Below are 12,644 nucleotides of genomic sequence, written 5' to 3'. Positions count from 1 at the left end.
AAATTTTTCTTCCTCCACGACTTTTGCCGAGGCCTGAAAGAATCCGTATTGAATCAAAATGGCTTAACGCAAAACCGCTGATTTGCCCGCGACCTTTTAGCACCGATTCTCGTTGGCAAGAGGAAAGATTCACTATCCCCCGGACTTGCTCTTTGCGGGAGGTTTTCGGTAAGGTCTTCTCACCTTCAGCAAAGGCCAGCGAGCCTGAGAAGATTTAGTCAACACAGGGCGATAAGATGCGTGGCCCCGCCACTGCAGGGCATCGTTTTGCGTATGGGTAAGATGGAGAGTTGATCTCTTGAGCTTTGTAAGGAGTACCCGTCTGGTTGGATGAGGGTCTGGCCGGAAGGAAATACTGAGTGCCACGAAAGGACCTGAGCGAGTGTGAGTACCGGGACGGGCGAAACCCCTTTAGTAATTTGCGTGTCGGTTGACGCGCCCGTTTATAACAAGAACATTTTTTACAGGGACGACGAGGATGCAGAGCGGCGTTGAGAGGGACATTGACAGCGGGTATTCATCTACGGATGCCACGCCTGACGCGGAGTGCGATCTAGCCTCCGCCACCTTTGAGAGGGTGCGTGCACAACTGAAGGCCCGACTGGGCACCGAGGTCTATTCCAGCTGGTTCGGCCGCATGAAGCTGGCTGAAGCTTCCAAGGGCCTGGTCCGCATTTCCGTACCCACCGCATTCCTGCGCGCCTGGATCAACGGACACTACCTCGACCTGATCACCGAGCTCTGGCAGGCCGAAGACGCCTCCGTTCTCAAGGTGGAAGTTGTCGTGCGCACCGCAACGCGCAACGTTGTTGCCCGCGCCGAGCCCAAGGCTCCTGTGGTTCGCAAGCCGGTTCTTCCGTCTGCGGCAAGCCTGTCCTCGGGCACTGCAGCCGTTAACGTGCGTGGCCAGACGCCGCCCCCGCCACGCCAGGACATCACGACTCGCCCCAACGTTCTCGGTTCTCCTCTCGACAGCCGCTACACGTTCGAGTCGTTCGTTGAGGGATCTTCCAACCGAGTCGCCTGTGCAGCCGCTCGCACGGTCGCGGAATCGGCTCCGGGTGGAGCAGTGCGGTTCAACCCGCTCTTCCTTCATGCCTCCGTTGGCCTCGGCAAGACTCACCTCCTGCAGGCAATCGCTGCCGCATCGCTCAAGACGCGTCCGCAGTCCCGCGTGGTTTACCTTACGGCCGAGTACTTCATGTGGCGCTTCGCCACCGCGATTCGGGACAACAATGCCCTGACGCTGAAGGAACAGCTGCGTGACATCGACCTTCTGATCATCGACGACCTGCAGTTCCTGCAGGGCAAGTCGATCCAGAACGAGTTCTGCCATCTCCTGAACCTGCTGCTCGACAGCGCCCGCCAGGTGGTGGTTGCAGCCGACCGCCCGGTTTCCGAACTGGAATCGCTGGAGCCTCGCGTCAAGTCGCGCCTCAACGGCGGCGTCTCCCTTGAAATCGGCGCGCCCGACTTCGAGATGCGCCTCGTCATGCTGAAACAGCGGCTTGAGCTGGCGCAGGTTGACGACCCGTCGCTTTCCATTCCGGACGATGTTCTGGAGCACGTGGCAAGCACGATCACCGGCAGCGGACGTGACCTCGAAGGCGCCTTCAACCAGCTGGTGTTCCGTCACTCCTTCGAGCAGGAAATCACGCTCGATCGGATCGACGAGATTCTCGGACCGGTCTCCCGCACCGGCGAGCCGCGCCGGGTCCGCATCGAGGACATCCAGCGCATCGTCGCCCGCCACTACAACGTGTCGAAGACGGAGCTCCTGTCGAACCGCCGCACGCGCACGATCGTCAAGCCGCGCCAGGTCGCCATGTACCTGGCCAAGGTCATGACGCCGCGCTCGCTTCCGGAAATCGGCCGTCGTTTCGGCGGACGCGATCACACCACCGTTCTTCACGCTGTTCGCAAGATTGAGGGACTGTTTGGTGAAGACCGCCAGCTCGCCCAGGAGATCGAGCTCCTGAAGCGGCTGATCAGCGACCAAGCCTAAACTTATCGGCTTAGCAATTCCTGCAGCCATTACGCAGGAATTGCTCTGCGAACGCGCGCATTTCCGTGTAAAATGGCGGCTTCCATGGTCGCGGGCTTGCGTTTTTGCCTATTTACCGGCAGTTTGCGAAAACTTGGCTTTAAGGCCGCGTGGAAGGGTGCTGCGGCACCCTTCTTGTTCTAATCCAGGCGAGATTCTGCAGTCATGCGTGTAATTCTGGAACGCTCCAATCTTTTGAAGTCACTCGGCCACGTGCACCGCGTGGTGGAACGTCGGAACACGATTCCGATCCTTTCGAACGTGCTGCTGACCACCGAAGGCGGCAATCTCGAAATGAAGGCGACCGATCTCGATCTGGAAATGACGGAAGCCGCACCGGCAAGCATCGAGCAGGGCGGCGGCACCACCGTTCCGGCTCACCTTCTCTACGACATCGTGCGCAAGCTGCCTGACGGCGCTGAAGTGATGCTGAAGACAGACGACAGCGGCAACTCCATGTCCGTCGTCGCTGGCCGCTCCACTTTCCGCCTGCAGTGCCTGCCGCAGACGGATTTTCCTGAACTTTCCGCCGGTCAGTTCAGCCACACCTTCAGCATCCAGGCGGAAGACCTGAAGCTCCTGATCAACCGGACCCAGTTCGCGATCTCAACTGAAGAAACCCGCTACTACCTGAACGGTATTTTCCTCCACACGATCGAGGTCGGCAGCAAGCTGATGCTCCGTGCCGTGGCGACGGACGGCCATCGTCTGGCCCGCGCCGAGATCGAGGCGCCGTCTGGCTCGGAAGGCATGCCTGGCATCATCATCCCGCGCAAGACCGTTGGCGAGCTGCAGAAGCTGCTCGACGAGCCGGATGTCACCGTCCAGGTGCAGCTCTCCGACACCAAAATCCGCCTGCAGATCGGCACCGTTGTGCTGACCTCCAAGCTGATCGACGGCACCTTCCCGGACTACCAGCGCGTCATCCCGACCGGCAACGACAAGGAACTGGTGATCGACCGCCAGAGCTTCTCTGCTGCCGTGGATCGCGTCTCCACCGTTTCCACCGAGCGTGGCAGGGCGGTAAAACTTTCCATCGGCGATGGTCACGTCACGCTCGCCGTCAACAACCCGGATTCGGGCAGTGCGACCGACGAGCTGCCGGCCTCCTACGAAGCCGAGCCCATTGAGGTCGGTTTCAACGCGCGCTACCTGCTGGATGTCGCCGGACAGCTTTCGGGCAACGATGCCCGCTTCCTGTTTGCGGATGCCGGATCGCCGACCCTGATCCAGGATACGGCCGATGAGCGCGTGCTCTACGTTTTGATGCCGATGCGAGTGTGACCACGCAAACGAATGAAGCCTTGGGGCCGGCTGACAAGCCGGCTCAGGTCTATGTCAGCAAGCTGACGCTGACCAATTTCCGCAACTACAGCAGCCTCTCCCTGCCGCTGCAGCCCGGAGCGATCGTGCTCACGGGGCAAAATGGTGCGGGCAAAACCAACCTGCTTGAAGCCGTCTCATTCCTGTCGCCCGGCCGCGGACTGCGCCGCGCCAAGCTTGATGAAGTGGCAAAGCTGAGCGCGCCCGACGGCTTTGTGATCCACGCCGAGCTTGAAGGTCCCTTTGGCGACTGCCGCATCGGCACCGGTACGAACGGCTCTCCGGAAGGTCGCCGCGTGCGCATCAATGGCGAGCCGGCGAAGAACACCGAGGCGTTGCTCGACTGGCTCCGCGTTATCTGGGTCACCCCGTCGATGGATTCGCTCTTCACAGGCCCTTCCTCGGAGCGCCGGCGCTTCCTCGACCGCATGGTTCTCGCCATCGACCCGGCCCATGGCCGGCGGACGCTGGATTATGAAAAATCCATGCGTGCGCGCAACCGGCTCTTCGCCGACGACATCCGCAACGACGCCTGGTTCGACGCGATCGAAGTGCAGATGGCCGAAACAGGCGTGGCGATCGCCGCCGCCAGGGCTGAGATGCTGCGGCTTCTCACCTCCATGTTCGAGCGCCTGCCCGAAGGTGCCTTCCCCAAGGCTGAGCTGGCACTCTCCGGTTTCGTGGAAGGCATTCTCGATGGCCGTCCGGCTGTGGAGGTGGAGGAGGAATTCCGTCTGCGGCTCAACACCGAACGGGGCCGTGATCGCGCGGCCGGCCGCACACTGGAAGGCCCGCACCTCGCCGACATGCTGGTCTGGCACAAGCCGAAGGCAATGCCGGCCGCAAGCTGCTCGACCGGAGAACAAAAGGCTCTGCTGCTTGGCCTTGTGCTTGCGCATGCAAGGCTTACATCAGAGCTTTCGGGATCAGCACCCATCCTGCTCCTCGACGAGATCTCGGCCCATTTCGATGCGGACCGGCGCGCTGCGCTCTTCGAGATCCTTGAGGAGCTGAACTGCCAGTCTTTCATGACCGGAACCGAGCCATTGCTTTTCTCGAGCCTCGTAGGCAGAGCTAAGTTCCTGAAAGTTTCAGGCGGCAGCATTACGGAAGCGTGATCGAGCCGCGGGAGGAAATCGCCTTGACCGTCACGCCACTCACCGACCAGGAACTCGAGCGCTACTCCCGCCACATCCTGCTTCCTGAAGTGGGCGGAGCCGGCCAGCAGAAGCTGAAGCGCGCGCGTGTTCTGGTGCTTGGTGCGGGTGGCCTCGGCACGCCCGTCCTGCAGTATCTGGCAGCTGCAGGCGTCGGCACGCTCGGCATCGTTGACGACGACACGGTATCACTCTCCAATCTCCAGCGGCAGGTAATCCATTCGACCGAGTCGGTGGGCCAGCCGAAGGTCGAAAGCGCAGCCGAATCGATCGTGCGACTCAACCCGAACGTTGGGGTCGAACGCCTTCCAATCCGGATGAACGGGCAGAATGCGTTGGAGCTGATCTCTCGGTATGACCTCGTGGTCGACGGTTCCGACAACTTTGCCGCCCGCTACATGCTGGCGGATGCCTGCGAATCTGCTCGCGTACCTCTGGTGACTGCTGCCGTAGGTCGATTCGACGGATCGGTGACAGTGTTGAAGCCTTACGAGGCTGATTCCGAGGGACGGCAAAACCCGACCTACCGTGATCTCTTTCCCGAGCCTCCACCGGAAGGGCTGGTGCCGAGCTGTGCCGAGGCGGGAATCATCGGCGCACTGGTGGGCGTCATCGGCACGCTTGAGGCCATGGAAGCCATCAAGCTCATCACGGGAATCGGCGAGCCTCTGGTTGGTCGCCTTCTGCTCTATGACGGGTTGGCCGCGCGATTCGATACGATCATCTACCGGCGCAGGAAGGTGAAGCAGGGATAGGCCCTGCCCCAGCTTCAGCCTGAGCTTTACACCTTGCGGGGAATCACCCGGTCTGGCGGACGATGGCCGTCGAAGAAGGTGCGGATGTTGATGATCACCTTCTCGCCCATGTCGATGCGGCCTTCGATTGTGGCCGAGCCCATGTGCGGCAGCAGCACGACCTTGCCCTTTTCCGCAAGCTTGACGAGCCGCTTGTTGATGGCGGGCTCATATTCGAACACATCGAGACCCGCGCCGGCGATCTTGCCATCCTCGATCAGCTGAATCAGCGCCTCTTCATCGACGATATCGCCGCGCGCCGTGTTCACGAGATAGGAGGTCGGCTGCATCAGGGCGAGACGCCGAGCAGACAACAGATGATAGGTCGCGGGCGTCGACGGACAGTGCACCGAGATAACGTCCATGCGGGCGAGCATCTGGTCGAGGCTGTCCCAATAGGTTGCCTCCAGCTCGTCCTCGATCATCGGCGCCACGCGGCGGCGGTTGTGGTAGTGGATCGACATGCCGAAGGCCTTCGCGCGGCGTGCCAGAGCGGTGCCGATTCGGCCCATGCCGACGATGCCGAGACGCTTGCCCCAGACGCGGCGACCAAGCATCCAGGTCGGTGACCAGCCGGCCCATTTCTCGCCCCGGCGCAGCATTTCAGCGCCCTCCACGAGACGGCGCGGTGCGGCCAGCATCAGCGCCATGGTCATGTCGGCCGTATCTTCGTTGAGCACGTTGGGCGTATTGGTAACGACGATCCCCTTGGCAGCGGCCGCGGCAACATCGATGTGTTCCACGCCATTGCCGTAGTTCGCGATCAGCTTGAACTGAGGTCCTGCCTGCTCGATCAGGGCAGCATCGATTCGGTCGGTGATGGTGGGAACGAGAACCTCGGCCTCCTTGACGGTGGCAACCAGCTCAGGCTGCGACATCGGCTGATCGTCGATGTTCAGACGCGCATCGAACAGCTCGCGCATGCGCGTCTCGACCTGATCCGGGAGCTTGCGAGTGATGACGACCAGCGGCTTTTTGCGACCTGACATGAAAGCTCAACCCCTTTTCCTTCAGACCTCTTTAACCAAGACCGTAAATACTGCAAGGCGGAGCCGGTCCTGTGTCGCCAGAAGGCGATGATGTCTAGCAAGCAAGCGCAGTCAAGACAAAGGAAAAGGCCATCGATTTTTTTGCGTGGGGCGCAGCACTGAAGATGCCGGCAGGCATACTGGCAGCGCGGCATCCCCGCTCCAGGAGTAAGAAATGCGGCGTCGTGATGTATTTTGTGGGTTCCTGTCGATTCTCGTTGTCGCAATTGGCCTGTCTTCAGCACCAGCAATGGCCCAGTCGGAGGAGGGAAGCGCCTCCGTCAAGGTGGGCTCCAGCGGCCTGCCGATCCCTCGCTTTGTCAGCCTGAAATCGGCAAGGGTTAACCTCCGCGTCGGGCCGGGCACGAGCTATGCGGTCGACTGGATGTACCTCAAGGCAGGTTTGCCGGTGGAGATCATCCAGGAGTTCGACAACTGGCGGCGCATTCGCGACGTCGATGGCACCGAAGGCTGGGTCAACCAGGCGCTTCTTTCCGGCACCCGCACGGCAATCGTCTCGCCCTGGCTCCAGGGCAAGGAAACAACGCTCCCGGTCGTGGCGTCTCGCGACATCAATGCGCGCCGTATCGCCAACGTGGAGCCAGGCGTGACTGGCCAGGTGAAGGAATGTGACGGCGCATGGTGCCTGATGCGCTTTGGCACCCACGAAGGCTGGATCGAGCAGGGCATGATCTGGGGCGTCTATCCCGGCGAAGTGTTCGACTAGCCTCTAACACCCCACACGATCTCAGCAGTTGTTACAGGGAATCTTCGTGCTCACGCGCGGATGCTGGTCGTAGCGGTCGCCCATCATGATATTGTCCAGGGAGAAGAGCCCCAGCACCTGCTTCGCTCCCTCTGACCACGCGACCATAGGCCGATAGGCAAGCCTCGTTTCCACACGGATCAGATACATGCCGGGGATCTTGAGGTCGTTGCTGAGCGTCACCGTCGCACCCTTCGTGGCAGAAGGCAGTGCGGCGCAGTCGTAGTAGCACTTTGACCATGCGACCTTCGGCTGCGGCGCTGAACCCGTGGTGATGTCGATCGCCGTGACACGGACCGCTGCAGTGCTGCGCTTGTAGGGTTGTATCGTCGCTTCAGCGATCTTGACGATCGACTGCAGCGTTGTAGGCGTCATGTCCGGTTGCTGGGTGATCAGATCGCCGATCTGCACGGTCATGCGAGCGACCTTGCGGCTGGTATCGATCGCCTGCGCGAATTCCATCGTCAAAATGAACAGGGCAATCATCAGCGGCGCCAGCAGCGCGAATTCAACCGCCGCCACGCCCTGTGTGCGGCGAAGGAATGCCCTTGCTGATCTCACAAGCCGGCGCATCAGTCGAACGGCTCGTTCTGCCAGGTCTGTGTGGCGAACAGCAGGGTCTTTCCGCTTTTGGGGTCCTCCACACGGTCGTTGAAAACCGTCAGAATAACGGGCCACTCATAGAAGACCCGCATGATGTTCTTGGAGAGTGGCCCCCCCAGATCGACACGGAACGTTGCCGGCACGATGCCTTTGGAGAATTCATCCGCTACTTTTTCGAACGTGTCGAAGTTGCGGACGTCGATCTTCAGGCCGGGACAGCCGCTGGAAAACAGGGCCGGCATGCGATCGCAGAACATGTCATGCAGGACGGCAGTCGTCAGCCCTTCCGGCCTGATCCGGCCGGTACGCATGTCGCGCCCTATATCGTCCGTTGCGTTGGTCAGGATCTGCTGGGCGCCGAACGTGATGCAGCATTCAAGAATGGCGAAAAGCAGCATGAAGAAGATGGGCGCGAGGATCGCAAACTCCAGCGCCGCAGCACCGCGACGATCCCCCGCAAAGCCGCGCAGCCTTCTCCTGAAGCAGGATGCTGCCATGCCGAATGCGAAGCGCAGCCCCGTCATCTCACCCCCCGCAAGACCGCCTCAGCGACCCATCTCAGCGTCTGATCTCTCTTCGGCTTCGGACTTAAAGGACGCTTCGCAATAGGGCGAGCAGGAGAGGGTCTGCACTTGACCAGGCCTGTAAACGCGCACGGAATTCTCTGTGGAGCGCGACACGGCCAGCTGGGAATCCAGTACCACCTTGCCGTCTGTATCAAACACCACGAGGTTCGTCGTACCGAAACCCTTGCCCGTCAGCACCACAGTCTGCGGGTCCTGCACCGTTGCGTCGGCTATGTCGGAATTGCCGATCACGATCGTATCGGCAGGCTTCGGCAGCTTGACGATCTTGGCCTGGTTCATAAAGACATGGATCGCCTCAGCGGATGCTGCAGCTGTAAACGCAGCTGATGCGTAGAATGCGCAGAGAAGCGCCAGACCAAACTTCATACGTCCCGCCATATGTCACCCCAACGGATACCCGTTTGCATCATGCGCTGTAGAGGTGAATCCGATGTTAAAGCTGAACCGGCGGGTACCTCCAATTGAGTAAACAACCAGCAAGGAATAATTAACCGCAACCCGCAACTTCCAAAGCAAGGATTAGGTAAGCTTGTTTATTAAACAGCTTTCAAGAGTTGCGCTCTAGGGTCAGGCTACTTTCGAACGGCACAACAGAACGCCCACGGAAGTGCTGTTAAAAATCGGAGCTAAGGAGCAGTCTTATGACGAAGCTGTTTGCACGTTTTGCCAAGGATGAATCAGGAGCAACCGCGATCGAATACGGTCTGATCGCTGCGCTCATCGCTGTCGTGATTATTGGTGCGGTTAGCACCGTAGGTGATGGCCTTGAAGCAACCTTCAAGAAAATTGCAGGAGAACTCCCCGAGAGCGGCGAATAACACTATTAAGGCCATCGCCTCATCGGGCGATGGCCTTACTCTCACGCATTGTTAAGACGTTTCTGCCAACATCGGTTTATCTGTTTTGCGTAGTGAGTCATGGTCGAGAGTGCGGTTCTTCTGATTTTCCCGTTTTGCATGGTGTACGCCGCCGTGTCGGACATGATCTCCATGACCATCGCTAACCGCGTTTCTCTTCTGCTGGTCGGCGCCTTCTTCCTCCTCGCGTTCCTCACCGGAATGCCTTCCACCGACATAGGATTGCATCTCGGCACGGGCGCCATAGTCCTGCTGGTTACATTCACGCTTTTCGCGCTCGGCGTGATGGGCGGCGGTGATGCCAAGCTGATGGCTGCTACAGCCGTGTGGTTCGGCTTCAATCTCTCACTGGTCGAATACCTGACCACATCCGCTGTACTCGGCGGCGCGCTGACGCTCGGCCTGCTGGTCTACCGAAAGTCGGTGTGGGCCACGTTTACCGGCAACAACATTCTTTTGCGCCACTTCGCCGATGCCAAGGCTGGCATTCCATATGGCGTTGCGCTGGGCATAGGTGGATTGATCACCTACACCCAGACGCCACTGGCCCAATGGGCCATGCAGCGGCTCAGCGCCCTCTGACAGGACGGCACTCGCCCGGATGGGCGACGCGGAAATTGGCCCTGTCAGCTTCACAAGCGTTCGGGAACGTTTGTAGCGTATTGCCCCGTTGTCCGCAGACAGGCCTGAATTCGCGCGTACACGCTTGGCTCTGGGGCGGAGCTGGCCGCGGCGGAACCGGAGGCCTCCACTGGCTGCGGCATTCACCGCCATGAACGACGCGGAAGCCCTGAGCACGGGCCGAACAGCTGTTGCCGAACGTCTGCTGACGTCCCCCACGCTCGCCACAGACCGGATTATACTCCATCGTGCAGGCTTGTGGCCCGCCTGGTCGGGGCGGTAGCGGGCGCGGACCTTCGTCCACAACGACCGCACAAGAGCTCAGCACTAAGAGGCCGAGACCGACAAGGGTGAGTTTTCCGAGTCCTTGATTGATACGCACGGCAACCCTCTCCTATGGCTGGATAACAATTAGCAGCATAGTGCCTGCAATTGGATCACACGTAAACTATTGATTTGGCTGGCCTAGCGCAGTTCCAGAAAAGTGGGAACCGGTTTTCCGTCCCGAACTGCCAGAAAACAGAAGCTTGGATCGTTTCACCGTTCCAACAAAAAGCTGAGACGATCTAGCGTATCTTTGCCACAAGGCCTTTGTCCGGATAGCAAGTTGGAACCATTCCGGCTTTCTCCTGCCAAAGTCCGATCGAGCGCCGGGTCTTGAAGCCGACCAGCCCGTCGGAGCCGCCGACATCATGGCCCAGGCGCTCCAGCGCGCGCTGCATGGCAGCGACCTCGGATCGCGAAAAACCTTCCACCTTGCCCCACGGGGCCGTGAAAGCGACATCGCCATACATGATCCGGTCGCCTGCGTGGCCGATGAACAGCGCGTAGAGATCGCTCTCGTTGTAGTCCTTCAGCCGGTAGAAATTTGGCGTCACCAGAAATGCCGGCCCATTACGGCCGGCCGGTAGCATCAGGAAGCCCTCGCCCGACATCTCCTGCTGCGGGAACGGCTTGCCTGAAATTCGTTGAACGCCCATGGCCGCCCAATCCGCAACTCTACGGCCTTGATCAGGCCCTTCCAGAGCGCAGGAGAGCTGTGCCGGCAGACGAACCTCGAAACCCCAGTCACGCCGGGGCACCCAGCCGTGGCTGCGCAGATAGTTGGCGATGGAGGCCAGCGTATCCGGCACCGAGTTCCAGATGTCGGCGCGTCCGTCCCCGTCGAAATCCACGGCATATTTCAGGTATGAGCTCGGCATGAACTGAGGCTGACCCAGCGCTCCCGCCCAGGACGAGCGCATGGAATCGGGGCTGACGCCGCGCTTCTGCACCATCTCCAGCGCGGCAAGCACCTCCTCGCGGAACATTGCCTTGCGGGTAGCGAGAAACGCCTTGGTGCCCAGCACCTCAAAGGCGTTGTGGGGGATCTTCGCGCCGCCGAAGCCGGACTCGCGTCCCCAGACGGCAAGCACGATACCGCGCGGCACGCCAAAGCGTTGCTCCACGGCGGCAAGAGCCTGCGCGTATTGGGAAGCGCGGGATCGTCCGCCAGCAACGATGCCCCGGACCGAATCGAAATAGGCGGAAGGTGCGCGGAACTCAGCCTGATGCTGGCCGCTACTGCCGGTCGGCTCCTTCTGGCCAGGTAAAACGAGGTCAGGCAGCTTCAGGTTCGGCTTGATACCTGCGAATGACTTTTTGAACACGCGCTGGTCGATGCCTCGCGCGCGCGCCTCAGGCCAGAGATCGCTCACCAGCCATTGCTGGAACTGCTTGTCGATGGATTGTGCGGCAGCGGGAAGTACGCCCGACGCGGCGATGACAACTGAAACGAAGAGTGCCCGTAGTCTCCGCCGCATGTAATCCTCCCGATCGAAGCTGCCCGAATCCCGAACTCCTTAGAAAGTTGTCCGCGATTTGATAGCCGCAGTCAAAGTCCCTTCATCGAGATAGTCGAGCTCGCCGCCGACCGGAACGCCATGCGCCAGACGCGTCACCTTGACCTCAAGTCCGGAAAGCTGGTCGGTGATGTAATGCGCGGTCGCCTGCCCTTCGACGGTCGCGTTCACAGCCAGAATCACTTCCGAGATCCCGCCTTCGGCAACGCGGCTGATGAGCCCGGCAATGTTGAGATCGTCAGGTCCAACGCCGTCGAGCGGGTTCAGCGTTCCGCCGAGCACGTGATAGCGCACGTTCATCGCGCCCGCCCGTTCCAGCGCCCAGAGGTCAGAAACGTCTTCAACGACAATCAGCGTTGCCGGATCGCGGCGCACGTCGCTGCAGATGGTGCAGGGGTCCACCGTATCGACATTGCCGCAGGTGGAGCAGACGCGCACCTTTTGCAGCGCCTCACCCATCGCAAGGCTCAGGGGAGCGAAGAGCTGCTCCTTCTTCTTGATCAGATGCAGTGCCGCCCGGCGGGCCGATCGGGGCCCAAGCCCCGGCACCTTGGCCAGAAGCTGGATCAGCCGTTCAATCTCCGGTCCTGCGATACGCTTGGACATGGAACCTTCGTCACGTAGTCAGAAATGGGACGGGCGGCACATTCGGCCGCCCATTAGAACATGCAGAAAGGGGCGGCCGCTTAGAACGGCAGCTTGAACCCGGGCGGGATCGGCAGCCCAGCCGTCATTTCCTGCGTCTTCCGCTGCATCTCGGACTCGATCTTCACGCGCGCATCATTGTGTGCGGCAAGGATAAGGTCCTCGAGGATCTCCGCCTCGTCTGCCTTGAGCAGCGACGGGTCAACGGAGAGCTTGCGCATCTCGAACTTGCCCGAAAGCGTCACCTTGACGGCGCCAGCAGCAGCCAGGCCTTCGATCTCGATATTGGCGATTTCTTCCTGCATCGCCTGGAACTTGGCCTGCATTTCCTTGGCCTTGCCCAACATGCCCATCAGGTCACGCATGATAGTCTCCGCA

Annotated in this window: 15 protein-coding genes; 7 read left to right on the top strand and 8 right to left on the bottom strand. The window is 60.5% G+C overall.

Annotation, left to right across the window (positions count from 1 at the left end; all coding sequences use genetic code 11):
- The first annotated feature begins 478 nt into the window (after positions 1 to 478).
- The 4 genes from dnaA to IEX27_RS05875 all read left to right on the top strand — a co-directional run bounded on the left by dnaA (position 479) and on the right by IEX27_RS05875 (position 5,279).
- A complete protein-coding gene (gene dnaA, locus IEX27_RS05890) occupies positions 479 to 2,005 on the top strand; it encodes a chromosomal replication initiator protein DnaA (protein WP_188719995.1) in 1,527 nt (508 codons plus the stop codon).
- A 204-nt stretch (positions 2,006 to 2,209) separates the two neighbouring features.
- Positions 2,210 to 3,328 (top strand): DNA polymerase III subunit beta, encoded by a 1,119-nt coding sequence (gene dnaN / locus IEX27_RS05885; RefSeq protein ID WP_188719994.1) that lies wholly within the window; start codon positions 2,210 to 2,212, stop codon positions 3,326 to 3,328.
- Positions 3,325 to 4,485: a DNA replication/repair protein RecF gene (recF, locus tag IEX27_RS05880; protein ID WP_244630231.1), complete on the top strand. Its 1,161-nt coding sequence runs from the start codon at positions 3,325 to 3,327 to the stop codon at positions 4,483 to 4,485. Before dnaN ends, recF begins: the two co-directional genes overlap by 4 nt.
- 23 nt (positions 4,486 to 4,508) lie before the next feature.
- Positions 4,509 to 5,279, top strand: a complete 771-nt coding sequence (locus IEX27_RS05875; RefSeq protein WP_373869863.1) for a molybdopterin-synthase adenylyltransferase MoeB — start codon at positions 4,509 to 4,511, stop codon at positions 5,277 to 5,279.
- 26 nt (positions 5,280 to 5,305) lie between these two features.
- Here IEX27_RS05875 and IEX27_RS05870 read toward each other — a convergent pair whose 3' ends face one another.
- On the bottom strand, positions 5,306 to 6,307 hold the full coding sequence (locus IEX27_RS05870) for a 2-hydroxyacid dehydrogenase (protein WP_188719993.1): 1,002 nt from the start codon (positions 6,305 to 6,307) through the stop codon (positions 5,306 to 5,308).
- Between the two features lie 214 nt (positions 6,308 to 6,521).
- On the opposite strand from IEX27_RS05870, the gene IEX27_RS05865 reads away from it, so the two are divergent.
- The gene (locus tag IEX27_RS05865; RefSeq protein ID WP_188719992.1) at positions 6,522 to 7,073 is read left to right on the top strand and encodes an SH3 domain-containing protein; all 552 of its coding nucleotides are present in this window, start codon (positions 6,522 to 6,524) and stop codon (positions 7,071 to 7,073) included.
- Between the two features lie 21 nt (positions 7,074 to 7,094).
- Here the strand turns inward: IEX27_RS05865 and IEX27_RS05860 are convergent, their stop codons facing one another.
- From IEX27_RS05860 to IEX27_RS05850, 3 genes are read right to left on the bottom strand one after another with little or no spacing between them, the layout of a single operon-like run.
- Positions 7,095 to 7,685: a TadE/TadG family type IV pilus assembly protein gene (locus tag IEX27_RS05860; protein WP_188719991.1), complete on the bottom strand. Its 591-nt coding sequence runs from the start codon at positions 7,683 to 7,685 to the stop codon at positions 7,095 to 7,097.
- Positions 7,685 to 8,239, bottom strand: a complete 555-nt coding sequence (locus tag IEX27_RS05855; RefSeq protein WP_188719990.1) for a TadE/TadG family type IV pilus assembly protein — start codon at positions 8,237 to 8,239, stop codon at positions 7,685 to 7,687. The genes IEX27_RS05860 and IEX27_RS05855 overlap by 1 nt, the downstream gene beginning before the upstream one ends.
- Before the next feature lie 21 nt (positions 8,240 to 8,260).
- Entirely contained in the window at positions 8,261 to 8,668 is a 408-nt protein-coding gene (locus tag IEX27_RS05850; RefSeq protein WP_244630230.1) for a pilus assembly protein N-terminal domain-containing protein, read from the bottom strand.
- Positions 8,669 to 8,943: 275 nt separating this feature from the next.
- Here IEX27_RS05850 and IEX27_RS05845 point away from each other — a divergent pair, with 275 nt between their 5' ends.
- Both IEX27_RS05845 and IEX27_RS05840 read left to right on the top strand, forming a co-directional pair.
- Positions 8,944 to 9,120: a Flp family type IVb pilin gene (locus IEX27_RS05845; protein WP_188719988.1), complete on the top strand. Its 177-nt coding sequence runs from the start codon at positions 8,944 to 8,946 to the stop codon at positions 9,118 to 9,120.
- A gap of 99 nt (positions 9,121 to 9,219) precedes the next feature.
- Positions 9,220 to 9,741, top strand: a complete 522-nt coding sequence (locus IEX27_RS05840; RefSeq protein ID WP_188719987.1) for an A24 family peptidase — start codon at positions 9,220 to 9,222, stop codon at positions 9,739 to 9,741.
- Here IEX27_RS05840 and IEX27_RS05835 read toward each other — a convergent pair.
- The 4 genes from IEX27_RS05835 to IEX27_RS05820 all read right to left on the bottom strand — a co-directional run bounded on the left by IEX27_RS05835 (position 9,728) and on the right by IEX27_RS05820 (position 12,631).
- Positions 9,728 to 10,027 carry a Kazal-type serine protease inhibitor domain-containing protein gene (locus IEX27_RS05835; RefSeq protein WP_188720062.1) on the bottom strand — a complete coding sequence of 100 codons (300 nt, stop codon included), beginning with the start codon at positions 10,025 to 10,027 and terminating at the stop codon, positions 9,728 to 9,730. The genes IEX27_RS05840 and IEX27_RS05835 overlap by 14 nt on opposite strands.
- A gap of 319 nt (positions 10,028 to 10,346) precedes the next feature.
- On the bottom strand, positions 10,347 to 11,582 hold the full coding sequence (locus IEX27_RS05830) for a lytic murein transglycosylase (RefSeq protein ID WP_188719986.1): 1,236 nt from the start codon (positions 11,580 to 11,582) through the stop codon (positions 10,347 to 10,349).
- A gap of 39 nt (positions 11,583 to 11,621) precedes the next feature.
- Complete coding sequence (recR, locus tag IEX27_RS05825) at positions 11,622 to 12,227, bottom strand: recombination mediator RecR (protein WP_188719985.1); 606 nt, start codon at positions 12,225 to 12,227, stop codon at positions 11,622 to 11,624.
- An 80-nt stretch (positions 12,228 to 12,307) separates the two neighbouring features.
- A complete protein-coding gene (locus IEX27_RS05820) occupies positions 12,308 to 12,631 on the bottom strand; it encodes a YbaB/EbfC family nucleoid-associated protein (protein WP_188719984.1) in 324 nt (107 codons plus the stop codon).
- Positions 12,632 to 12,644 lie beyond the last annotated feature (13 nt).

The organism is Nitratireductor aestuarii (assembly GCF_014641695.1).
Classification (GTDB): domain Bacteria; phylum Pseudomonadota; class Alphaproteobacteria; order Rhizobiales; family Rhizobiaceae; genus Chelativorans; species Chelativorans aestuarii.
The sequence above is the reverse complement of the archived record's forward strand: the minus strand, read 5'-3'. Positions and strand labels throughout refer to the sequence as shown.

What these genes read in the sequence shown, in the direction of transcription:
- IEX27_RS05840 (WP_188719987.1), top strand. Translation starts at nt 9,220, where the DNA reads ATGGTCGAGAGTGCGGTTCTTCTGATTTTCCCGTTTTGCATGGTGTAC.
- IEX27_RS05870 (WP_188719993.1), bottom strand. Translation starts at nt 6,307, where the DNA reads ATGTCAGGTCGCAAAAAGCCGCTGGTCGTCATCACTCGCAAGCTCCCG.
- IEX27_RS05855 (WP_188719990.1), bottom strand. Translation starts at nt 8,239, where the DNA reads ATGACGGGGCTGCGCTTCGCATTCGGCATGGCAGCATCCTGCTTCAGG.
- IEX27_RS05835 (WP_188720062.1), bottom strand. Translation starts at nt 10,027, where the DNA reads ATGGAGTATAATCCGGTCTGTGGCGAGCGTGGGGGACGTCAGCAGACG.
- IEX27_RS05860 (WP_188719991.1), bottom strand. Translation starts at nt 7,685, where the DNA reads ATGCGCCGGCTTGTGAGATCAGCAAGGGCATTCCTTCGCCGCACACAG.
- IEX27_RS05850 (WP_244630230.1), bottom strand. Translation starts at nt 8,668, where the DNA reads ATGAAGTTTGGTCTGGCGCTTCTCTGCGCATTCTACGCATCAGCTGCG.
- IEX27_RS05865 (WP_188719992.1), top strand. Translation starts at nt 6,522, where the DNA reads ATGCGGCGTCGTGATGTATTTTGTGGGTTCCTGTCGATTCTCGTTGTC.
- dnaA (WP_188719995.1), top strand. Translation starts at nt 479, where the DNA reads ATGCAGAGCGGCGTTGAGAGGGACATTGACAGCGGGTATTCATCTACG.
- IEX27_RS05820 (WP_188719984.1), bottom strand. Translation starts at nt 12,631, where the DNA reads ATGCGTGACCTGATGGGCATGTTGGGCAAGGCCAAGGAAATGCAGGCC.
- IEX27_RS05845 (WP_188719988.1), top strand. Translation starts at nt 8,944, where the DNA reads ATGACGAAGCTGTTTGCACGTTTTGCCAAGGATGAATCAGGAGCAACC.
- IEX27_RS05830 (WP_188719986.1), bottom strand. Translation starts at nt 11,582, where the DNA reads ATGCGGCGGAGACTACGGGCACTCTTCGTTTCAGTTGTCATCGCCGCG.
- dnaN (WP_188719994.1), top strand. Translation starts at nt 2,210, where the DNA reads ATGCGTGTAATTCTGGAACGCTCCAATCTTTTGAAGTCACTCGGCCAC.
- recR (WP_188719985.1), bottom strand. Translation starts at nt 12,227, where the DNA reads ATGTCCAAGCGTATCGCAGGACCGGAGATTGAACGGCTGATCCAGCTT.